The organism is Paenibacillus sp. V4I3 (assembly GCF_030817215.1).
Taxonomy (GTDB): domain Bacteria; phylum Bacillota; class Bacilli; order Paenibacillales; family NBRC-103111; genus Paenibacillus_E.
In genome coordinates, this window is sequence record NZ_JAUSZA010000001.1 from 1,733,833 (window position 1) to 1,756,285 (window position 22,453).

Consider the following 22,453-nt stretch of genomic DNA (forward strand, 5'->3'; position numbering starts at 1 on the left):
CATTATGTCATTAACATACGAAGATCGCAGGATGACCATCCTGAACCATTTGGAGATGGAAGGGAAAGTGCAGGTGCATCACCTGTCTGAGATGCTTAATGTCTCAACGGAAACGGTGCGGCGGGACCTAGATCGGCTAGAGAAGGAAGGCAAGCTTCGCAAAGTGTACGGAGGCGCTGTCAAAATGCGCATGGAGCTTGTTGAGCCGCCCTTTCTCAAACGGACCCAAATGATGAAGTCAGAGAAAACAGCGATCGGCAAGCTGGCTGCCTCTTTGGTCCAAGACGGGGAAACGATTATGCTGGATAACGGCACGACGACGATTGAGATATTGCCTTACCTGAAGGATCGTACGAGTGTAACCTTGATCACCCATTCAGTTCCGATTCTCAATCTGGCCATGGAAACGTTCCGGGGAAGAATTATCTTCGCAGGCGGGGAAGTGAACGTCGAGTATCAAGCCACATCAGGCTCCCTGACGGATCAGATGCTGGATCAATTTAAAGTGAACAAAGCATTTATTTCTGTTGGAGGCATCTCACTCGCGGACGGCATTACAGACTTCCATTTGGCTGAAGCTATTATCTCACGGAAAATGATGCAGCGGGCCGAGGAAGCCATCCTGGTAGCGGATCATTCCAAATTCGGTATGGCTACGTTTGCTAGAGTGTCCAAGCTTGAAGAAATCTCGATGCTCATTACCGATTCAGGCTGCTCGAAGGAATGGATCGATACAATTGAGGCGCTCGGCATTGAAGTGCTGATCAGCGACTAATACGCAAATCGCCACCGAACCGGCTCCCATAGCGGCGAAAGGGCGATTTTTTCTTTGCAAATAAGGGAATTCTCAAATAATGATGATGGTACAAAAAGAAGCGACGTCTATTCCTAAGAAAACAATACGATTGAATAATCGACGATATACGACATCAGGAAGTGTGAGATATGCTTCTTTCACAGGGCTAATCCGCTTCACGGCGTTAGCGCCGGACTACGATATAAGGGGAGTGTTTCCATGAAAAGAAGATCTCAATTAAAAGTACTGCCGATCGCGGCGACCATTCTTGCACTATCACTTGCAACCGCTTGCGGAAATGCTGGATCTACAAAAGATAAAGGCAGCACAGCGCCAGTCGCAACTGCTGATTCTAAAGAACCTGTGAAGGTGACATTATGGACACCAATGAATCCGAATGCGAAAGCCGTCGTTAAGAGCTTGAACGAGCTGCCTATGGTAAAAGAGTGGGCCAAGAAAACAAACGTAACGTTTGACTTCCAACATTCTTCCGGAAATACACCGCAAGATGATATTCAGCAATACGGTGTTATGGTTGCTTCTAATAATCTGCCGGATTCGATGCTGTGGAGTTGGAACAGCGTGCAGGGCGGAACATCCAAAATGTTCAAAGACGGCACGATTATTAAACTGAATGATTTAATTGAGAAGAATGCTCCGAATTTGAAAAAGATTCTGGATGCGAATCCGCAGATCGCCAAACAAGTCAAGTCAGATAACGGCGATATTTATGTGATGCCTCATCTGAAAGTAGGTCAATATGGTCAGTACAAAACATTCAGCGGTATGATCATTCGACAAGACTGGCTCGAAGAACTGGGACTGAAAGCGCCTGAAACGGTCGACGAGTGGGAAACAGTACTTAAAGCTTTCAAAGAGAAGAAAGGCGCTATTCCTTTCACTTTGAACAAATCGACTGCTATTGGTGGTTTTGATTTTGCAGGCGCTTACGGCGTATCAAACGCCTTCTATATCGACAATGGGAAAGTGAAGTTCGGACCCATCCAACCGGAATATAAGCAATACTTGACGACTATGCAAAAATGGTACAAAGAGGGTCTGATCGATCCGGATTTTGCGTCCAATGACGGAAAAACGATGGATTCGAAAGTAACCTCCGGCAAAGCTGGGGCGTTCTATGGATACATCGGCGGAAGTATCGGTACGTATTCGCCTGCCTTGCAAAAGACAGATCCGAAAGCAAAACTTGCTCCTGTCCAATATCCAGTATTGAAGAAAGGCGACGAACCTAAGTTCGTGCAAGCGTCCTGGGAATACGACAACATCGGAACGGTGATCACAAGTGCGAACAAGCATGCTGCTGAAACCGTGAAAGCGCTGGACTATCTGTATAGCGAAGAAGGCGCAATGCTCAAAAATTTCGGTATCGAAGGCCAAACGTACACGAAAGTAGATGGTCAACCGAAGTACACGGACCTGATTTTGAAAAATCCGGATAACCTGCCGATCAGTCAAGCGATGGCTAAATATTTTATTGCCAACTACGGCTTCTCCGGTTTGGACGATGACCGTTACAATGATCAATATTATCAATTGCAGTCGCAAAAAGATGCCGTAAAACTTTACGCCAAATATGCGAATAATGCATACAAAGTGTTGCTGCCGCCAGTGGCGCTGACACCGGATGAAGCGAAGGAATCTGCGAAAATTATGAATGATGTAAGTACGCTCTTGTCCGAGCAAGTCACGAAAGTGGTCATGGGCGCCGCGAAAATCGAAGATTTCGACAAAGCTGTGGAGCAATTTAAAAAGATGAACATTGACCGCGCGACGGATATTTATCAGGCGGCAACGGATCGTTACAACAAACGTTAATAGATTTCAAAAAATAGAGGGGAGCCAGCCTCCCCTTCTTCATCATACAGGTAAGGAAGTGAGAACATGGCTAATTCCCTTCGGGTTTTACTAGATGACATAAGAAAAAATCGCGCGATCTACCTGATGGTACTGCCGGTTGTGCTGTACTTCTTCATTTTCAAATATTTTCCCATGTATGGCGCTGTTATCGCCTTCAAGGACTTCAGTCCAGCAAAAGGGATCTGGGGCAGCGATTGGGTAGGGTTTCAGCATTTCACAGCTTTCTTTAAAAGCTATTATTTTATCCGCGTGCTGCGTAATACGTTTCTGATTAGCATTTATAACCTCCTTTTCGGCTTCCCTGCACCGATTATTCTCGCGATTCTTTTGAACGAGATTCGCCAGAAGCTTTTTAAATCGATTGTGCAGACGGTTTCCTATTTGCCGCATTTCATCTCGATTGTTGTCATTTCAGGGTTAATTATTGACTTCACGAACCGTGGAGGTATTGTGAACTCCATCATTATGTTCTTTGGCGGGCAAGATTCTGCACTTATGAATGATGCCGGCAATTTCCGTACCATTTTCGTCAGCACGTCTGTTTGGCAAGAACTCGGTTGGTCGTCCATCATTTATTTGGCTGCGCTTAGCGGGATTAACCCGGAGTTATACGAAGCTGTTCGCGTTGATGGGGCAGGAAGGTTCCGGCAAATATGGAGTGTAACGCTTCCTGGGCTCATTCCAACCATTATGATTCTGCTCATTCTTCGAATTGGTGGATTGATGGAGGTCGGTTTCGAGAAGGTCGTCCTGCTGTATAATCCGAATACGTATGAAACGGCGGATGTGATTTCGTCCTTTGTGTATCGAGAAGGGTTAGCACAAGGGAATGATTTTAGCTATACAACGGCCGTAGGGCTATTTCAATCCATGATTAACTTTATTCTACTTATTAGCGCTAACAGCTTATCCCGCCGATTCTCCGGCAGCCGGTTGTGGTAGGAGGAACTAACGATGAAATTAAGCGCAACTGAGCGTCTATTCGATATCGGTAATGCGATTCTCATGATTTTGCTTATCGTCTGTACGTTGTACCCGTTCTACTATGTGTTCATGGCATCCATCAGTGATTCTAATTTGCTTATCCAGCATTCGGGCTTGTTGTTTAGACCGCTCGGGTTTAATCTCGACGCTTTTCAGAAAGTGATTGCGAATCCCAACATTTTGACGGGTTATGGGAATACATTACTCATCTTGATTGTGGGTACGGCGGTTAATCTGTTTTTTACAACGCTTGGGGCCTACGCGCTGTCCAGAAAGTTTGTGATGCGGAAGTTCTTGATGATCTGCATCGTGTTCACGATGTATTTCAGCGGCGGATTGATTCCGACATATTTGTTAATCAACAACTATCTGCACATGGGAAATAGCTACCTTGCCCTCATCTTACCCGTGGCGATCAGTACGTGGAACTTGATTATTATGCGAACTTCGTTCGAAGCGATCCCTGAGGGCTTGATGGAATCCGCTAAGATTGATGGCGCAGGCGAATGGCGCATTTTGTTCCAGATTGTAGTGCCGCTGTCCATGCCTGTTATTGCCGTTATGGTGCTTTATTATGGTGTAGCTCACTGGAATTCCTGGTTTAATGCGATGCTGTTCCTTCACGATCGGGAGATGTTCCCGCTGCAGCTGATTCTTCGAGAAATTCTGGTGCAAAACAGCACGGATTCGATGACCACTGGAACGGGGAATGCGAACGACACGCAAGCGATTGGGGAAAGTATTAAATATGCAACGATCATGGTGGCTACATTGCCGATTCTAATTGCCTATCCTTTTTTACAGAAATATTTTGTGAAAGGTGTTATGGTCGGCGCGCTCAAAGAATAACGACCAGGCCTGTTCTCTTTTTGGATCTTCAAAAAGAGGGCGGGATATTTGGTTTTTTCCACTTTCTGTGAGGGAATCAACAAAAATGATGATGTTACAAAAATCGTAGATGTACTTGAGCTGATGAAGATGGGATAATACTGCTTACAGCATGAGTGAGGGAGGACTTCTTTGTGAAGCGGAGCGTATTTTTATTTTGGCTTTACTCGAACTTAACCATTCTATGTATTCCCATCGTCATCACGATGTTGGTTCTTATTCAGTCGCAGTTTTTACTGAGCTCGGAGGTCATTCGATCCAATAAAGCGCTGCTTAACCAAGTGAAGCAATCGCTAGATAATCAGTTCAAAGATATTAAGCGGATGGGGCTCCAGCTTTCCCTGGATCCTAAAGTCATTAAGTATGTTAATCAAGCTGATTTCAACAATTCGCAAGTCAAGATCGATACACTGGATCTGATCACTTCGCTTCGTTCTTATGCGGCCTCGAATGGGGATATTAACGATTTATATGTATATATGAAAAAAGATCATTTCGGTGTTACGACATCGACAATGAATCAAGATGAGCTTCTCTTCCAATTGCTCCACGCAAAAAATAAAGGCATCACCATGAAACAATGGAGCGACAGTATGGAGAAAATCTACTATGGAAATTTCCTTCAATTCGCTGACGATGACATGGTGTACATGCAGTCACTGCCGATTCAGAATGCCAGCGAAGCGCCGGCAACACTTGTTGTCATGCTGAATGCAGAACGTTTGAAAGCAGCTATCTCAAATATCCAAATTGCCCAAGCAGGCAGCGTATTGATACTCGATTCCACTAATAAGCTGCTGATGACGGCAGGCGATTCGGATCATGTATCCGATATTGATTTCGAGCAGATCCACTCAGCGGAGGGTTCATTTAGTCAAAAATGGGGCAAGGAAGAGGTAACGGTTTCTTACGTTTCTTCGGTTGAAAATGAATGGAAGTATGTGTCCATCGTTCCTACTAAAATTTATTCAGCGAAAGTAAGTCAATTGCGCAGCTGGATTTACGCTGGCTTATTTATGTGTATTTTTGTCGGTGGTCCGATGTCCATCTGGCTGACGCGAAGACATTATATGCCGATCCGCCGCATGGTGGATTTGGTTTCTCCGAAGGTGAAGTCCAATATCGAAGGGATTGGGAATGAATTCTCACTGCTCCAGTCCTTCATGTCGGAAAATGAAGCTTTACAGGTTACGGCGAACCGAACTATTCAGAAGCAGCAAGACGTGCTGCGCAGCCATTTTCTGGCACGGCTGCTTAAAGGCAGAGTCGAGAGCGGTTCTGCACTCGCGCAATCGATGGAATCGTTTGACCTGCGGTTCGAGACGAACCGTTTTGCCATCCTGCTGTTTCATATCGGCGATTATGAGGCTTTGTTTGCTGATGGTGGGACGCGCGATGCGGAGTCGAAATTACAGTATGTTTATTATATTGTGACGAACATTACGGAAGAGCTGATTGGCCGAAAACATACGGTGTTCACGACCGAAGTGGATGGTATGATTGCTTTTCTGGTTAACATTCAGAATGAAGATGAAGTTCGGACGAAGCAGGATTTGATTGATATTGCGCAAGAGGCGCAGACGATTATTCAGGGGAAATTTTATATTCAGCTGACGATTGGCATCAGTGATATCCATCCACTCTTGACCGGAATCCCCCTTGGATTCGACGAGGCGCTGGAGGCGCTGGAATATAAGTTTGTTATAGGTCCAAGCCAAATCATACCTTTTGATCGGATCAAACGACCGAAGAACGAGCTGTATTATCCGCTGGATATGGAGCGGCAGCTGATCAATCATATTAGAACCGGGCAGTACGAGGAAGCCATGGAGGCTGTCAGCGAACTGATCGTAACGAATGTGTCGGACGGCACGTTGTCGCTTCAGCTCGGCAAGCTTCTCATGTTTGAACTGATCGGCACGATCTTGAAGGCCATTGAGCATCTGGATCAGGGACCTAATGAATTGGCGGTAGAGAAGCATGCACTCATTAAACAATTGACCCAGTGCGAGTCCTTCGTGGAAATTGAAGATGAAATTTATAAGTTTTTGAAAACCGTCTGTGACTACGTTGATTCCAAGAAGAAAAGCCACAATACGAATCTGAAGGATCAAGTGCTGAGCTATATTGATGAGCATTTGGCGGATATGGATTTGAGCCTGACCTCATTGTCTCTGAAGTTCGAAGTCAATGCGCCTTACTTGTCACGCTTCATCAAAGAGCAATCTGGTGAAACGTTTATTGATTACGTAAATAAACAGCGTGTCCAGCTGGCCAAGCAGTTAATGACGGAGACCGATGATACGATTACGGATATTACGCAAAAGGTCGGCTTTTCGAACAGTAATACCTTCATCAGGGTGTTTAAACGCTATGAGGGGATTACACCAGGACAGTTCAGGAAAGGGGAATAATGCAGGGAATAAGGCAAGAATTAAAGTGCCATTTTGTGTGCTGTGATACAGAATATTGTCTGTTTATTAGGTATAATGATTCAATATACAAAAAACGACAAATTATTCTGGGAGCGTGTAAAGCATGAAATGGAAGCTTAACATTGTGGTTTCGCTAGCAGTTCTGGGTACTTTATTAAGTTCTGTGGCGTATGCAGAGCCTAAGCATGATAAAGGTTCGGATCATTCAAGTTCGAGTACCAGTTCAAGTTCAAGTTCAAGTTCAAGTTCAAGTTCAAGTTCAAGTTCTAAATCAAGTTCAAGTTCTAACGATCAAGTGGATGGGAAGCTGAAGGAGAAAAAGAAAAAAAAGGAAAAGAAGGTTTCCGGAGAACAAGAAACGGTGACTTCATCTACCTACGGCTCTCATGGACATAAGGGGTATAAAGGTTTACAAAACGCTTACGAAAACGTCAAAGATCGCCCTGCCGGTGCCGTCATTTCCAAATTATTGGAAAAGTATAATTTGCAGTTAAGCGAAACGGCAGATATTGGTTCAATTCTTGCGGACTCGGTCATTGAGGCAGAGAATAACGGGGACTTGGACATAGCTGCAGAGATTCAAACAGAAGTGATTAAATCAGACTCTACGAACCTGACTGTATATAAAAAACTTGGAGCACTGAATAGTAAGAGAGGCAAGTTAGGTGTCAAAGCCTACGTTAATGGCCTTGAACCTCACTTTGAAGTCCCGCCATTTATTAAAGAGGGGAACACGTTAGTTCCTTTCCGAGCGATTGCTGAAGCCTTGCAGGCTACCGTTACTTGGAATCCAGAAGATAACTCGGTTACCGTGGTGAAAGATGGTGTCACAGTGAAGCTTGTGTTAGGTGTTCGCAAAGCCTTTGTGAATGGACAAGCCGTTGATCTAGAAGTGGCAGGAGAAGTCTATCAGGGGTCCACGATGGTGCCGGCTCGCTTCATTAGTGAAGCGCTGAAAGCCGATGTGCAGTGGGAACCAGAATCACAAAGCGTCGTGATTAACGAGGTTGAAGAACAAACACCGGACATAGACGCGGCACAGGAGTAAAATACCGAGAACGCCTGCAAACCGGGACCATGAGTGAAATGCGCGAGAACGCCCGCAAACCGGGAAACAGGAGCAAAACACACGAGAACGCCCGCAAACTTCGAGGTTTGCGAGCGTTTTTATTGTTCAAAGAAACGGAAGGATGAGCAAGTTGAACGACGATGCGCTATTTCGTGATAAACACGTTGAAAATGGGATTAGCGGAACGTTCCGCTAAAGTACGAGCGGCTGCTGCGCAGCATGATGCTTCGGCTTGAATTCACTTGGCGACAGGCCAGTCCAGCGCCGGAATTGCCGCGAGAAGTGGCTGGCCGAATGGAAGCCGAGCTTCTCCGCAATGTCTGTCATCGGCAAATTAGTTGTGACGAGCAGCTCTTTGGCTAGGTTCAGCTTTTGCCGGCTGACATACTGACGCGGTGATAGTCCGTAGACTTTGGAGAAGAGCTTGCTGCACTGACTGCGGCTCAGGTTCAGCTCTTTCGCGACCCCCGCGACAGACGCCTCCTCGCAGAGGCCAAGCGACAGCTTTTCTTCAATCGCATGGGCGACATCAGCGGTGAACAAGGAGGCGTCTTTGTCCTTCATTGGCGCATGTTTGCTCAGTGAATCCTGTTTGCGTAGCAAATCTAGCACATCATGAATGATTAGCAGTGTATAGGATTGCAGCAGCAGTTTATCCTCGAAGCGCAGATATTGCTGTTCTTGCTCCGTGTCCTCAGTCCGATTGCGATGCATGATAGCCTCTAGTTCGCTTACGTAGAACTGAAGCCTGCTTTGCTCCGCATCCTGATGATGGATGTGCCGATATGGAGTAGTCGATAGCAGGCTGCGTATTTCGGTATCATCAAGATCAAAATGCACATTAAAGTAGCCATAATTTGTGGCAGCGGCATTGGAGGATTGATGCCTCACGCCTGATTTGATCAGCAGCCAGTCTCCTTGCCGCATTGTTATGGATTCACGGTTCATTTCTTGCACAACTTCACCCTCCGAGCAGTAAAGCAGTTCAAACAAATGATGATGATGCCGAGGGTAATGCCATCCCGGGGGCTGTAAGCCAAAATGGCATCCTACTACTTGTAAGGTATTGATCATATTCGGAAAACGGTACAAATCATCCATGAAGGGCTCCTTCCGTACGTCATTGCTGTACGTTCAATCATATCATTGAACTGGCACATTTGGTATAGAAAATGCTCCATTTGGAGATTGAGGATTGACCGCCTTTTCAGCGATGATTAGATCATTCATACACTATCGCATTCATCAGTCGGAGGGATAACCATGGCCATTTTACAAGCTCAAAATAAGCAGTTTCTTTTAGATGGGAAGCCTATTCAACTCATATCTGGAGCCATCCATTATTTTCGCGTCGTGCCTGACTATTGGGAAGATCGTTTATTGAAGCTCAAAGCCTGCGGGTTTAATACCGTGGAGACTTATATTCCTTGGAATTTGCATGAACCGCAGGAAAATGTGTTTAACTTTGATGGAATAGCGAACATCGTGAGATTTGTGGAGCAGGCTGGTAGTTTGGGTCTGCATGTGATCGTGCGGCCGAGCCCATATATCTGTGCGGAGTGGGAGTTTGGCGGATTACCGGCATGGCTGTTGAACTATCCGGATATGCGGCTTCGCTGCATGGATCAGGCTTATCTGGAGAGAGTCGACCATTACTATGACGCGCTGATCCCACAATTGGTCCCGCTGCTTGGCACAAATGGTGGACCCATCATTGCGATGCAGATTGAAAATGAATATGGCAGCTACGGCAATGACACAGCGTATTTAACGTATTTGCGGGATGGACTCATCAAACGCGGTGTAGATGTTATGCTGTTTACATCTGACGGTCCGGAGGACGGCATGCTGCAGGGCGGGACGGTTCCAGGCACGCTTGCCACGGTGAACTTCGGTTCTAAACCGGAGGAAGCTTTTAATAAGTTTCGTGAATACCGTGTTGATGAGCCACTCTTTTGCATGGAGTACTGGAACGGTTGGTTTGATCACTGGTTGAAGCCTCACCATACGCGTGATGCGGGCGATGTTGCGGACGTATTCGACCGAATGCTTCGCGCTGGGGCCTCTGTTAATTTCTACATGTTCCACGGCGGGACGAACTTTGGCTTCTACAACGGAGCGAACTATCATGATAAATATGAAGCGACAATCACCAGCTACGACTATGATTCGCCTTTGTCCGAATGCGGAGATGAGACGGAGAAATATAGGGCTGTCCGCAGCGTGATTGCAGGTTTTTTAGGTAAAAATGTTGAGGATTTCCCAGAATTGCCTGCACCAATAAAGAAGAAAAGTTATGGTCGAATCGCTTTGACCGAAAAGGCAGATATGCTTGAACATTTGTCACATCTCGCTAAGCCCGTTAAGAGCACTTGTCCAGAGCCGATGGAAAAGCTGGGCCAAAGCTATGGATTCATCGTTTATTCCACGCATGTGTCCGGGCCGCGTACCGGTGAAAAGCTGCACCTGCAGGAGGTACATGACCGTGCGCAAGTCTTCTTGGACGGTGTCTACCAAGGTACGGTGGAAAGATGGGATTCACGTCCACTCCCGATGGACATTCCCGCTCAAGGCGCGAAGCTTGACATTGTGGTCGAGAACATGGGACGCGTCAACTATGGTCCGAAATTAAAGGACTATAAAGGTATTACAGAGGGTGTGCGGATGAACAATCAGTTCTTGTTTGATTGGACAATATATCCACTCCCACTGGACGATTTGACGGCGATTCCATTTGGACGTTCCGCTGAGGCGAATGAAAGGAATGATCGTCCTGCCTTTTATCGAGGGGAATTCACCGTGGAAGAAGCGGGAGACACGTTCGTTCGTTTAGAAAACTGGTCGAAAGGCGTAGTCTGGATTAACGGTTTTAATTTGGGACGTTATTGGGATAAAGGGCCGCAGCAAACGTTGTATCTGCCGGCACCTTTACTGCGAACTGGACGCAATGAAATTATCGTATTTGAATTACATCATACGGAGGAATCGGTCATCGAACTGACGGATGCGCCGGATTTGGGATAACTTGTAATCGGAGGGATTGACAATGGTATCAACAGCGGCAGTCAAAAGAGTCATCATTCTTGGAATAGATGGAGCGGGTGCGTTCGTCAGCGAAGCTGATACGCCGTATATCGATGTGCTTCTCCTGGGCGGAGCCAAAACGGATCATGCGCAGACTGTCTTTCCCTCCAATAGCGGGGAATGCTGGGGTTCTCTGCTGCATGGTGTAATGCCGGAGAGGCATGAGTCCCATTTGAATATTAAAATGGAACAGAACTACCCAATTGCCTCGGCAGCGCCTTCCTTATTTCAAATCATAAGCGAAGCCAAACCTAACAGCAAGATGATGGCTTCCTTCGTCTCATGGAAACCGATACAGACCGGAATCATTGAAGAGAACGACGCAGTTTATAAATACGCTGCACCTGATGAAGAATTGGTTCCTGCCATTGCCGCGTATATCCGTAACAATCCGGAATTTGAGCTGCTGTTCGTTCAGTTGGATGATGTGGATGCTGCCGGCCATCGGCATGGGTATGGCTCCGAGGAGTACTTAAAGGCGATCTCGCATGCAGACAATCAAATCGGTGAGATCAGTAAAGCCATTTTAGATGCAGGAATGCTGGAAGACAGTCTGATTATCATAACGACGGATCATGGCGGCGGGGGCTTGGATGCTTTCAATCACGGAAGCGATCATCCGAAAGACATGACGATTTTCTGGGGCTGCCGTGGTCCTGGCGTTCAAACAGAGGCTGATTTGGCTGGCCTGAGTATTATGGACACAGCTGCCGTCGCGCTGTCTGCGCTGGGTCTGCCATTCCCGGATAATTGGGATGCCAAGCTTCCGAGCGGGTTGCTGGCGCAAACGGGGCAGCGCTAACGGATGAAGGCACGGCGACTGGATCTAGCCAGACGCCGAATGTGCTAAGCAGGAATGAGTCAGTCTCAGATTTTTCGTGAAAGAACCTCCGAGTCCACCAGTGGGAATGGAGGTTCTTCTTTTTTAGTAAAGCTCGGAATTTACAAATGGGCTTTTGTGACGTCGGAACTGGCAACGCAGGCCGGGTTGTATGATTGCCGCTACGCAAGAATGTTTTTCATCATTAAATTTGAACGCTACCGAAATGTGTTTCGTTAACGATATAAAACAACCTTAAATGACGTGGAATCAAGCTAATTAGTCCGTTTTCCGCTCCATAGTGATGTTTTTCATTGCTAAAGTGTGTGTGAAAGGGGAATCTCCATACTTTAGCGATGATTAACATCGCTAAATACCTTGTAACTGGGTGTGATAGTTACCGGGCCCAACATTCAGAATTAACACTATCACCCAGCCCCAGCACCAAGCACCCGGCCCTCAGCACAGCTTCGCCCAACCTGCGCGGACTTAAAGCCCAGCCTATTTTACAATCAACTACCCCTTTCAGCGAATAATGTGCTCATGAGAGGAGTGAATGCGTTGGTGCAAATTACGATTGCCGCTGTCGGAGATTTGTTGATGAAAAGTGAAATCATTGACTCTGCTAAACAAGGAGACGGATATTCGTTTGATCCTATTTTTGAACCCATTAAACCTTATCTAATGAACCACGATCTAACGATTGGTAATCTGGAGACGACCTTCTCTGGGAACAGGCAATTGGGCAGGATGGGAATCCGTCCCAAATGCAATTGTCCAATGGAACGAAGGAATCCGAGAACCGGGTACCCCGTATTCAATTGCCCGGATGCATTAGCAGCAACGCTGAAAAACGTAGGCTTTCATGTATTAACAACTTCCAATAATCATTGTATGGATGGTGGTGTAGTTGGCTTAAAGCGGACATTGAAGATCCTCGATCAAAACGGGCTCAAGCATACGGGGACCTCTCGTACCCTTGATGAAGCTAATCAGCATTTGATTATGCGTGTAAAAGGGGTGAATATTGGCATTTTGGCCTATACCAAAGGGACGAATGCCATACCTGTTCCTCATCGTTGGATGGTTAATCCATTCGATCGAAAAAAGATGATTGCAGATATCCGCCAATTGAAAAACAAAACCGATTTCATCATAGTATGTTTACATTTCGGGAAAGAGTATCAGACGTATCCGAGCAGAGATCAGAAGCAATTGATGCAGTTCCTTTTTAAGCAAGGTGTTAACGTAGTCTTAGGCTCACATCCTCATGTGCTGCACCCGATAACTCAGACCGTAGTCAAAGACAACGATGGCAAGGTGCGCAATCGAGTCGCTGCATCCTCACTAGGTAACTTCATATCGTCGAAGCTGACCAGAGGTGAGAATACGATTCGGGGTATGATTTTGTCATTGACACTAACTAAAAATGAAAGTGGCGTCATAGATGTTCTCAAAATCGACCAAATTCCAACGATAGTGAAGAAAAGGAAGGCGGATAAGACTACGTTTACAGTTGTACCGGTTTGATAAACATCAATAGGAGATTTTCCAGACTTCATATGATGGCATACAGTTGCTGCTTATAATAAAATAAAGTCGAAGAAGCAGTATGAAATTTATCCTGACTTCGGACAACAAAAGTGCCTCTCCATGTAAGCACATGGGAGGGGCACTTTTGTTGCATTTGTTGTTGATGAACTGATTTTTATTCATATTGAGAAAGGGGAATGAACTGCTCGACTAGTTTTTCGGCCCAACGTTGATTTGCTTGCACAGTTCGTCCAGCGTTATGCGGGGTGTGAACGACATTGTGCCTTCCTAATAGTGAATCATTCAATGGTAAGGGCTCGATATCAAAAACATCTGCTGCAAGGCAAATCTCATCTTTAAGAACGCGCTCACGAATTGCCTGCATATCGCAAATTTCCGCTCTCGTTACCAGTACCACTAAACATCCTTTAGGCAGTGAATGAATATGTTCCGATGTAAGTAGTCCTCTTGTTTGCTCTGTTAATGGCACCATGGGTACAAAAATCTCAGCATCTTGGATGAGTTGACTCAAGTGCCATTCTTTTCTAGCTCGTGCACGGTGAAAGGAAGGTTCCGTAGCAAAGGGATCCCACGCCGCAACGTCTGCCCCAAGCATACTGACAAAGCTTGCATAACGGGAAGCAATATTGCCTGCCCCAACAATACGGACTCGTTTACCTTCAACGGTTCCATTCGTAAAGTTGGGATCGTCACAAAACTGTTCTCCTCTTTTTTTCGGTGTGCCTACACCATTCTCAGATTCATAATACCAAGGCTGCAAGCTTGTAATGATGTCATGATGCGTTTGAGGAATTCTACGTAAACCACATAGGGTTAGCGCCAGACCGAATTCGGATACTGATTGTCCCCAATAACCTTCGCTTGGATGCGTGTACATGTTAACCCCTGCATCTTTCAAAATGGCCATTTGTTCTTCCGTTACAGGACTCCCATAGGAGCAGGTTGTAATAACGGCTTCTTTTAAACTACTGAAAGCGCGTAAGCAATCGGATGTCACAGCTACATTTAAGGAAATCAAACGGGTAACGCTGCCGGGCTCGGGAACAAGCTCTCCAAGCGTTTTTAACTCATTAGGAGCCAATCGAATAAAATCAGTTGATCCTTGGGCTTTCCAAAGTGTGTGAAAGTGGTCCGCGGTCCACGGCCAGGTCGCCTCGAAGCTAGGATGGACGATAATAACGCTTCTCATATTAGGATTCACTCCTTGTAAATGGATATTTTTGACGCAAAATTTCGCCAGTTGTTATTCACATGGGATGGATCCATATCACCACAAAATACGAGTATCCGATATCGATGGACTTGTGTTTCTCCTATACGGAGCTCCCACTGACCTGCAATACAACGGCTTGGGGAAATACCTAATTGTCCATCAACACGCCATGGCACAGGATGTTCAGCATTGTTCGGATGATCCATAAACACAAAGCCAGCGTTATCAGTTCGGCCTTTAATCGGCATTCTGCAGGAAACCCAACGGGCACGTTTTCCCTCTGCTTCACCATTCATTTGACCTTCACTATTGAGCGCTTCGCCTCCTAGTTCACGACGATAAGGCATACGAAGAAAAAGACCGCCGTAATCATAACGTCCGAAGGTTAGGTTAATTTCAGCTCGTAAAGACCATTGGAAATCAAGCTCGTATGTACTCCCCAGATCATGCAGACTCCATTGCTGCCGTTCTGTTATCATGTGGTTTCCTTGTGGATCGCGCCAATACGTTTCAATCTCCCATGAAGCATAGTGCAGGTTAATGACCGCAGGCTTGAGCGGCAGAGGGTGAAAGCTGCCGTCCTTTGGATGATGATTAATGCCTTCCTCCCAAAACCCAATGCCATTTACATCATTCAAACCGATATAAATGCCATGCTGCCAGGGGTGATGAGGCGGAGCATTTTCAGTTAACACACCATTTCCATCCGGAGCAAGAATGGGGTGAATAAAGGGACGTTGATGTGTTTGTGCATTCTGTACAAGAATCGGATCTGGATGATTACCACGATAAATACGTATGCTTTGTTCATCATTTTCAGCTCTTAAATAAGGAATATCCATGGGGATGACCTCCATATGATTTAACGGAATATTGGCAGCTTCACTTGCGCACCATTGTTCATGGCGGATTCATGTGCGCATATGCCGGCACAAGTCCAATTGGCAGACGTATAGCTATTTGGGAAAGACTCACGCTTCTCAACTATGCTCATGATAAATTCATGTGCCAAATGCGGATGGGAGCCACCATGCCCGTTTCCTTGTTTAAAGGATAAATGTACGTTATCTGCCGAATCGTAGACACCCTGCATCGTATATTTACGTATGCCTTCTGGGAGCAAGTTCACATAATCTGGAATTTCAACCCGCTTAGCGTTCTCACCTATGAAGATAACAGGTTCTTCACCCTCTAACTGCTGCCATTCAAAGCTCATTTGATCCGCATAAACGTCAAAGCTTTCAACATATTCGCGTGATGTTTCAAATAGAGATCGCGTAACCTCGATGGCAAGGTAGGAGTCACGAAGCCGGAATAATGCGGATTCGACTGCAAAAGGTGACCCATATTTTGCAGCAAGATTGTCAGCTATTTGTCCAGAACCTAGGCACGAGACGAATTCTGCTTCCTTGTCGGCAAGTGCGAGCAATGGACTAACCGCGTGCGTCGCATAATGCATGGGTGGGAGCCCTTCCCAATATCCAGGCCAGCCTGACATCTCTTGTTGATGAGCTCCGCGCAGGAACTGAATCCGCCCAAGTTGGCCGCTGTCTCGCAAAGCTTTCACATATAGAAACTCGCGGGTGTAAACGCAGGTTTCCATCATCATATAATTTTTCCCAGATAGCTGCCCAGCTTCGACTATTCGTTTGCAATCTTCAACAGTCGTTGCCATAGGGACCGTACAAGCTACATGCTTGCCTGCCAACAATGCTGCAATGCTTTGCTCGGCATGGTTAGGGATTGGAGAATTAATATGCACAGCATCAATGTTATCGTCCTTCAGCATTTCATCAAAACTGGCATACCTAACTTGGATACCGAAATGGTCACCTATTTGATTCAATTTATCCGTTGTTCTTTGACAGATGGCGTACATTTCCGCATAGGGATGATTTTGATAGATGGGAATAAATTCTGCCCCAAATCCTAAACCGACTATGGCGACTCGTATTTTTGAAGACACAGTTGGATCCTCCTGTCATATTCCGTTTATAGCTTGACTTTAGACCAAACAACAAAGGAAGTCGATGAGATTATTTGCTTTATAAAATGAGATTTTTCACCTATCTTTCCTAGTTGTAAATAGTAGAATATAACCATATATTTATAAGTAGTGCGAAAAAGGGGTTGTTTACCAATGAGTTTATTCACATCAGGATTCAACGAAAATTTATCCATATCGAATCCACAGCAAAAACAAGTCGCTCTATTAATTGAAACTTCGAATGGGTACGCTCGTGGACTTCTTAGCGGGATAAACACCTATTTGCGTGAAAACCGTCCTTGGTCGATATTTCTCAGTGAATATAGCCGAAATAACACCGATTTGACTTGGCTGCGTGAGTGGCAGGGAGATGGCATTATCGCCCGTATAGAAAACGAGCAAACTGCTCGGTTTATTAAGGACACGGGTCTTCCAACAGTAGACCTCAGTGCCTCAAGAATGATTCCGAGCCTTCCTTATGTAGAGACCAATGATCAATCCATTTCCCAATTGGCTGCGGAGCATTTTCTCGAACGTGGCTTTAAACATATAGGATTTTACGGTGACTCTCGTTTTCGATGGTCTAACTTACGATGCACTTATTTAGCGGCATATCTGGTGGAGAGAGGCTATTATTGCCATATTTATGAAGCCTCTGAAGATCTATTAGGTGAAAAATCAGGGAAGACAGAAAGAGACAAGCTGGTCCAATGGTTGTATGACCTACCCAAGCCGATAGGGATAATGGCGTGCTATGACATTTGCGGTCAACAGCTTCTCGAGGCTTGTCGGATTGCTCAGATTGCCGTTCCTGATGAAGTGGCTGTTCTAGGTGTGGATGACGATGAGCTCTTGTGCGAATTATCCAATCCTCCCTTATCCAGCATCAAAACGAATGCCGTCAAAACAGGCTATCAAGCAGCGGAGTTACTCGAGCGTATGATGTCAGGCGAAGTAATAGGGGGGCAAATGTACCTGATTGAACCCTTAAGTATTCAAGTACGATTGTCAACAGATGTTCTTGCCGTAGAGGATAAAATGGTATCTGATGCCGTACGATTTATTCGCAATCATGCTTATGATGACATTCAAGTTCAAGATATTCTTGAACAACTTAAGGTATCGCGCCGTATATTGGAAAGCCGATTTCAGAAAGCATTGGGTCGCACACCACATGATGAAATCATAAATGTAAAACTAAAACTTGTAAAAAAACTACTCCTAGAAACTAAACTTTCCTTAGCAGTCATCGCTGAACGCATCGGATTTAAACATACAGAATATATGAGTGTAGTCTTCAAGAGAGCGACTGGGATCAGGCCAGGGGAGTTTCGGCAGCAGAATAAACATCGAATTCAAGATTTGTAGACAAAAGTGCCACTCTCATTGCAATCGCGTGGGAGGGGCACTTTTTACATTTAGCAAAGAATCAGTAACTTACCACCAGGTCCGGAATGGCGATGACTTTCTTCAAATGCTGGGATTCCATACCCGCAAGTATGGTCTGAAGCGCTCTGTACCCATCCACTCCGGTAATTTCATGACCGTTTCCAGACAGAATACCATCGACAAAATGATGAATAACGCCCGAATTATGCTGTTCCCTAGTCTTATTGGTTTGCAATGCCCCCACTTCATGGTAATCCCTCATACCGTCTGAGTATTCAACGATCACTCCGAAACGGTCATCGGTTCCGATTTTCAGCGTACCTTTTTCGCAATATAAAGTAGTAGCGTTAACTTCATTCGCATAGTTAGTCCAACTGGCTGTTAACGAGCCTACGATTCCGCTTGCTGTTTTCAATAATATCATCGAGTGATCGTCCACGTTCGTGGGCTTATGCAGCGTTGAGCAAAATGCCGTGACTTCCATGAAACTGTCTTCCAACAGCCAGTGGATCAAATCCGCTTTATGGATGCCTAGATCACCTAATGCCCCGGAAAAGGCATGCTCCTGGTTGAAAAACCAGCTGTTTTTGCCATCTATACTCCAATGTTCAGGCCCCGAGTGAGCAAATATCGTACTAAAGCTTAACACTTTGCCTAATTTTCCGGATTGTAAAATGTCTTTTGCTTTGCGATGTGCTGGCATAAACCTTTGATTGTGGCCGACCATTAAAAATACATTCTGTTCTTTGGCCGTGCGAATCATAGCTTCCGCTTCTTTCAGAGAGGTGGCCATCGGCTTTTCAACCAGTACGTGCAGGCCGAATTCCATAGCTTCAATGGACACGAAGCTGTGAAGATGATTCGGTGTACAGACGGAAACGGCGTCAATCCCGCCACTCTGCAGCAGTTGTTGATGTGTTTCGTAGGCATTCGGTATACCAAACTGCCTAGCAACTTCTTGTGCGCGTTCCAAATTAGGATCACATACAGATACAATGACGACATCCTTATGTGCAAGGTACTCAGGCAAATGACACGGCGCTGTAAAATGGCCCCGCATCCAATCAGTCCTACCCTCAATTGTGATTTCACAATGCGATTCCTCTCTTCCGATTTCATCATTGTAGTTTCGTCCAATCAAACAGAACACCCATGGCAGAACTGCGGTTTTGCACTAATGAATCGTACACTTGCGGGGCCTCAGATGGAGAATAATAATGGGTAATCAAAGGTAATACGTCCATTCGTCCCTGCTCGATATAACTTAAAAATAAGGCGGCCATTTCGGGATGATTCCAACTGTTGTAATTCATTTGGGCGTGGATGCCCAGAATGGAAACAGAATTGGACACTACATTGCGGCCCATCCCCTGCTCAGAAGGTGTGGCTGTATCTCCCAGCAAAATAACACGTCCCAAAGGCTTGACGAGCCGAGTGGCTTGGGCTAAAACAGCCGGATGTCCAGTAATATCGAAGATAACATCCAGCATCCGACCATCTGTTTTATGCTTGATTTCCTCATGTGCTTTTCCCGCATCCATGGGAAGCAGATGAATGCCCGGTCGTTCTTGAACCAGCTGTAAACGGCTCTCAGCAGGATCGATGGCGAAAATCTCTTTGACCCCAGACAGATATAAATATTGAGTAACCAGCTGTCCGAGAAGTCCGAGACCGATGACGCCTACCGTTTCTCCTAACTGCAGCTCTGCTCTTCTTACACCAAGCTGTGTTGTTTTGGAAAGATTGATCCATACGCCTTGCCCGGCGCTGATATTCTGCGGAAGAAGATAGGCATGCCTGGCATCTGTTTTAAAATATTGCGTATGCGAATTCTCGACAAACACGCGATCCCCTTTTTGTATCCCCTTAACTTCAGGGCCAACTTCAAGCACTTCAGCCACCATGCAATAACCGGGATAGAAAGGATACTTCACCCAGTCCGACCAGTTGGTATCGGGGTCAAATACACCTCGAAGGCATTGAAGCTCTGTCCCTGTACTAATCAGGGAGCATAGAGCGGCACATAAAATTTCGGTCTGGCCGATTGTAGGATCGAATGTTTCCTTTCGGACCTCAACCTTTTGCTTTTCTGTGAAAACGATACGCAGTGTTTCCATTTCCCTACCTCCTCGAACGGGTTCATTGACCCTCGAGATTAGTGTATAGGTATTGGATTTACATAAATAGAGCACAACTTTGCTGAAGTTTAACACTTATACAGGTCGTGCAGCTGGAAGATTTTTAAATATTTTTATCAAACAAACGCTTGTATTGAGCAGGGGAAATACCCGTGTATTTCTTGAAAAGGCGGGTAAAGGTTTGGAGGTCGTTAAATCCGAGGGAGCTGCTGATTTCGGTAATGTTCATTTCCTGCATTTCCAAAAGCGATTTCGCTTTTGCGATTTTCATTTCCCGATGCAGCAGGATCGGCGATTTGCCGAACATCTCTTTGAAGTGGTTGCTTACATAGGTTGGATTCATATGTAAATCCTTAGCTAAATCGGATAATGAAAGCGAAGCCTCGGGCTGGGTTACAATCTTCAATAAGATGGACAAAAAGCTATGAGACTGCTGTCTCAAATCCAAGGTATTCATACTTCCCAAAGCATTGTCCAATAACAAATAAAGCAACTCAAGAGATTTAGCTTTTTGCAAAATGATGGTAGGAATATGGCCTTCCCTTGTGGTGGAGAGTATGAATTCGTCGAATACGGCCTCGAATTTTTTGTGATTTTTCAGCGGATAGATATAAGGGATCTGTAAAAACGGCAGCACATCGATCACATTCTGAATCTTGTAAGTGAAATGCCACCAGAGAAACTCGGTTTCGTCATCGCTATCTTTATATTGGTCGTGTTCCAGAAAAGTAGGGATAAAAATGACGGAGCCCGGTTCAATCGCATAGATTTTGTCCTGAACCCTGAGTTTGGCCGAGCCTTTTCTCACATAGGTCATCATGTAATACTCTTGAAATACACGGTTCCGGTAGCTCATCTCGCGACGGCGATGGATATCAAACTTTAACACTTTTAGCTCGGCTGTTTCCAGCAGAGAAGAGAGCATATCATTCTTCATGCTAGTTACCCCCCATCTTAAAGTTATTATATCATAATCACTGGTTCTTATTTGATTCTTATCTAAATCTATTTGCAGAAGAAAAGGACGAAATACCTATGAAAAAAGGTTTGACAGTCCTTTTACTATCGCTTAACATGAATTATATGATCCAGATAAGTACCAATGACGAAAGGAGGGAAGAGATGAAAGCCGTTATTTCCTTGAAAGGCAAGGTTGAAGTCTTAGACATTGAAGAACCTTCCATTGAAACGAACCATCTACGTGTTGAAACCTGCTACTCTGCAATTAGTTCAGGCACAGAGCTTCTGCTGAAAAACCTGATGACCGATACTCCCATTCAACTTGGTTACAGTGCGATGGGAATCGTACGGGAAATCGGCGAAGGCGTCTCCCATGTGAAGGTAGGGCAGAGAGTCGCTTGTTACGGTTCTCCTTATGTTAAGCATGCGGAATTCTTAGTGGTGCCTAAGCATTTGGTTGTTCCGCTTTCGGAGGAATGCAGTTCGAAAGAAGCGTCCTTCGTCGGACTCGGTGCGATCGCTATTCATGCGCTGCGTCAAGCGGATTTGCGTTTTGGAGAATCGGTTGTCGTGGTTGGACTAGGTATTCTGGGACAAATCGTATGTCGGATTGCAGACGCTTCCGGCAGTAGGGTAATCGGGCTTGATTTGTTGGCAGAACGCTGCGCCAAGCTTTCGAAAGCCGGTGCCGTACAAGTGTGTGACAATGTACAGGATGTCAACCGTACCGTCGATTCACTACATCAGCATGAAGGTGTTGATGCGGTTATCATCTGCGCCAATGGTGCCAATTCCGGCATTATTGATCAGGCTCTACGCTGGATTCGCGACAGGGGGAAAATCGTCATCGTCGGCGATGTGAAGATGGACTTCGATCGGGAGTTGATGTTTGCCAAAGAGGCGCAGGTGCTTATCTCGCGCGCTGGTGGTCCTGGGCGGTATCATGACAGCTACGAAAGCAAGGGCGTTGACTATCCGATCGGTTACGTACGTTGGACAGAAGGTCGCAACATGGCGGAATTTATCCGTTTACTTTCTGAACGACGGATTTCCATCCAAGCACTTATCACGCATGAGATGGCTTTACCCTCTATGACAGTGGCTTACGAATTGCTTCGTGAATCTCCACGAGACGTATTAGGCGTTCTCATTGATTATGGGAAGGAGCAAGAAGTAGAAACTGAAAAACAAGTAAGTGCTGTACCTGTATCTTTTGAAATGTTGTAGTTACTGCTATTTGTATACGATCCCCAAAGAA

18 protein-coding genes are annotated in these 22,453 nt (G+C 45.6%); 11 read left to right on the plus strand and 7 right to left on the minus strand.

Annotated elements, in window-relative coordinates; all coding sequences use genetic code 11:
- The first annotated feature begins 4 nt into the window (after positions 1–4).
- From QFZ77_RS08185 to QFZ77_RS08210, 6 genes are all read left to right on the plus strand, one after another.
- Positions 5–775, plus strand: a complete 771-nt coding sequence (locus QFZ77_RS08185; RefSeq protein WP_307438357.1) for a DeoR/GlpR family DNA-binding transcription regulator — start codon at positions 5–7, stop codon at positions 773–775.
- Between the two features lie 240 nt (positions 776–1,015).
- Positions 1,016–2,632 (plus strand): type 2 periplasmic-binding domain-containing protein, encoded by a 1,617-nt coding sequence (locus tag QFZ77_RS08190; RefSeq protein ID WP_307438358.1) that lies wholly within the window; start codon positions 1,016–1,018, stop codon positions 2,630–2,632.
- A gap of 66 nt (positions 2,633–2,698) precedes the next feature.
- Positions 2,699–3,616: an ABC transporter permease gene (locus QFZ77_RS08195; protein ID WP_307438359.1), complete on the plus strand. Its 918-nt coding sequence runs from the start codon at positions 2,699–2,701 to the stop codon at positions 3,614–3,616.
- Positions 3,617–3,628: 12 nt separating this feature from the next.
- Complete coding sequence (locus QFZ77_RS08200; protein ID WP_307438361.1) at positions 3,629–4,507, plus strand: carbohydrate ABC transporter permease; 879 nt, start codon at positions 3,629–3,631, stop codon at positions 4,505–4,507.
- 173 nt (positions 4,508–4,680) lie between these two features.
- Complete coding sequence (locus tag QFZ77_RS08205) at positions 4,681–6,960, plus strand: helix-turn-helix domain-containing protein (protein WP_307438363.1); 2,280 nt, start codon at positions 4,681–4,683, stop codon at positions 6,958–6,960.
- 124 nt (positions 6,961–7,084) lie between these two features.
- Entirely contained in the window at positions 7,085–8,029 is a 945-nt protein-coding gene (locus tag QFZ77_RS08210) for a stalk domain-containing protein (protein WP_307438366.1), read from the plus strand.
- A gap of 213 nt (positions 8,030–8,242) precedes the next feature.
- On the opposite strand, the gene QFZ77_RS08215 is transcribed toward QFZ77_RS08210, so the two are convergent.
- On the minus strand, positions 8,243–9,151 hold the full coding sequence (locus tag QFZ77_RS08215) for an AraC family transcriptional regulator (protein WP_307438368.1): 909 nt from the start codon (positions 9,149–9,151) through the stop codon (positions 8,243–8,245).
- Between the two features lie 162 nt (positions 9,152–9,313).
- On the opposite strand from QFZ77_RS08215, the gene QFZ77_RS08220 reads away from it, so the two are divergent.
- The 3 genes from QFZ77_RS08220 to QFZ77_RS08230 all read left to right on the plus strand — a co-directional run bounded on the left by QFZ77_RS08220 (position 9,314) and on the right by QFZ77_RS08230 (position 13,484).
- Positions 9,314–11,074 (plus strand): glycoside hydrolase family 35 protein, encoded by a 1,761-nt coding sequence (locus tag QFZ77_RS08220; RefSeq protein WP_307438370.1) that lies wholly within the window; start codon positions 9,314–9,316, stop codon positions 11,072–11,074.
- 22 nt (positions 11,075–11,096) lie between these two features.
- Positions 11,097–11,936: an alkaline phosphatase family protein gene (locus QFZ77_RS08225; protein WP_307438371.1), complete on the plus strand. Its 840-nt coding sequence runs from the start codon at positions 11,097–11,099 to the stop codon at positions 11,934–11,936.
- A 582-nt stretch (positions 11,937–12,518) separates the two neighbouring features.
- On the plus strand, positions 12,519–13,484 hold the full coding sequence (locus QFZ77_RS08230; protein WP_307449330.1) for a CapA family protein: 966 nt from the start codon (positions 12,519–12,521) through the stop codon (positions 13,482–13,484).
- Between the two features lie 178 nt (positions 13,485–13,662).
- Here QFZ77_RS08230 and QFZ77_RS08235 read toward each other — a convergent pair whose 3' ends face one another.
- Genes QFZ77_RS08235 through QFZ77_RS08245 form a run of 3 tightly spaced genes read right to left on the minus strand, consistent with a single transcriptional unit; the run spans position 13,663 to position 16,687 of the window.
- A complete protein-coding gene (locus QFZ77_RS08235; RefSeq protein WP_307438373.1) occupies positions 13,663–14,697 on the minus strand; it encodes an NAD(P)-dependent oxidoreductase in 1,035 nt (344 codons plus the stop codon).
- Between the two features lie 8 nt (positions 14,698–14,705).
- Entirely contained in the window at positions 14,706–15,563 is an 858-nt protein-coding gene (locus QFZ77_RS08240) for a DUF6807 domain-containing protein (RefSeq protein ID WP_307438375.1), read from the minus strand.
- Positions 15,564–15,583: 20 nt separating this feature from the next.
- Entirely contained in the window at positions 15,584–16,687 is a 1,104-nt protein-coding gene (locus QFZ77_RS08245) for a Gfo/Idh/MocA family protein (RefSeq protein ID WP_307438377.1), read from the minus strand.
- Positions 16,688–16,861: 174 nt separating this feature from the next.
- Here QFZ77_RS08245 and QFZ77_RS08250 point away from each other — a divergent pair, with 174 nt between their 5' ends.
- Complete coding sequence (locus tag QFZ77_RS08250) at positions 16,862–18,076, plus strand: DNA-binding transcriptional regulator (protein ID WP_307438380.1); 1,215 nt, start codon at positions 16,862–16,864, stop codon at positions 18,074–18,076.
- A gap of 61 nt (positions 18,077–18,137) precedes the next feature.
- Here the strand turns inward: QFZ77_RS08250 and QFZ77_RS08255 are convergent, their stop codons facing one another.
- The 3 genes from QFZ77_RS08255 to QFZ77_RS08265 form a co-directional block, all read right to left on the minus strand.
- The gene (locus QFZ77_RS08255; protein WP_307438382.1) at positions 18,138–19,238 is read right to left on the minus strand and encodes a Gfo/Idh/MocA family protein; all 1,101 of its coding nucleotides are present in this window, start codon (positions 19,236–19,238) and stop codon (positions 18,138–18,140) included.
- A complete protein-coding gene (locus QFZ77_RS08260; protein ID WP_307438384.1) occupies positions 19,216–20,214 on the minus strand; it encodes a zinc-binding dehydrogenase in 999 nt (332 codons plus the stop codon). The genes QFZ77_RS08255 and QFZ77_RS08260 overlap by 23 nt, the downstream gene beginning before the upstream one ends.
- A 124-nt stretch (positions 20,215–20,338) precedes the next feature.
- Positions 20,339–21,172 (minus strand): helix-turn-helix domain-containing protein, encoded by an 834-nt coding sequence (locus tag QFZ77_RS08265; protein WP_307438386.1) that lies wholly within the window; start codon positions 21,170–21,172, stop codon positions 20,339–20,341.
- A 185-nt stretch (positions 21,173–21,357) separates the two neighbouring features.
- Between QFZ77_RS08265 and QFZ77_RS08270 the strand changes: the two genes are divergently transcribed.
- Positions 21,358–22,422, plus strand: a complete 1,065-nt coding sequence (locus QFZ77_RS08270) for a zinc-dependent alcohol dehydrogenase (protein WP_307438388.1) — start codon at positions 21,358–21,360, stop codon at positions 22,420–22,422.
- The last annotated feature ends 31 nt before the right edge of the window (positions 22,423–22,453 follow it).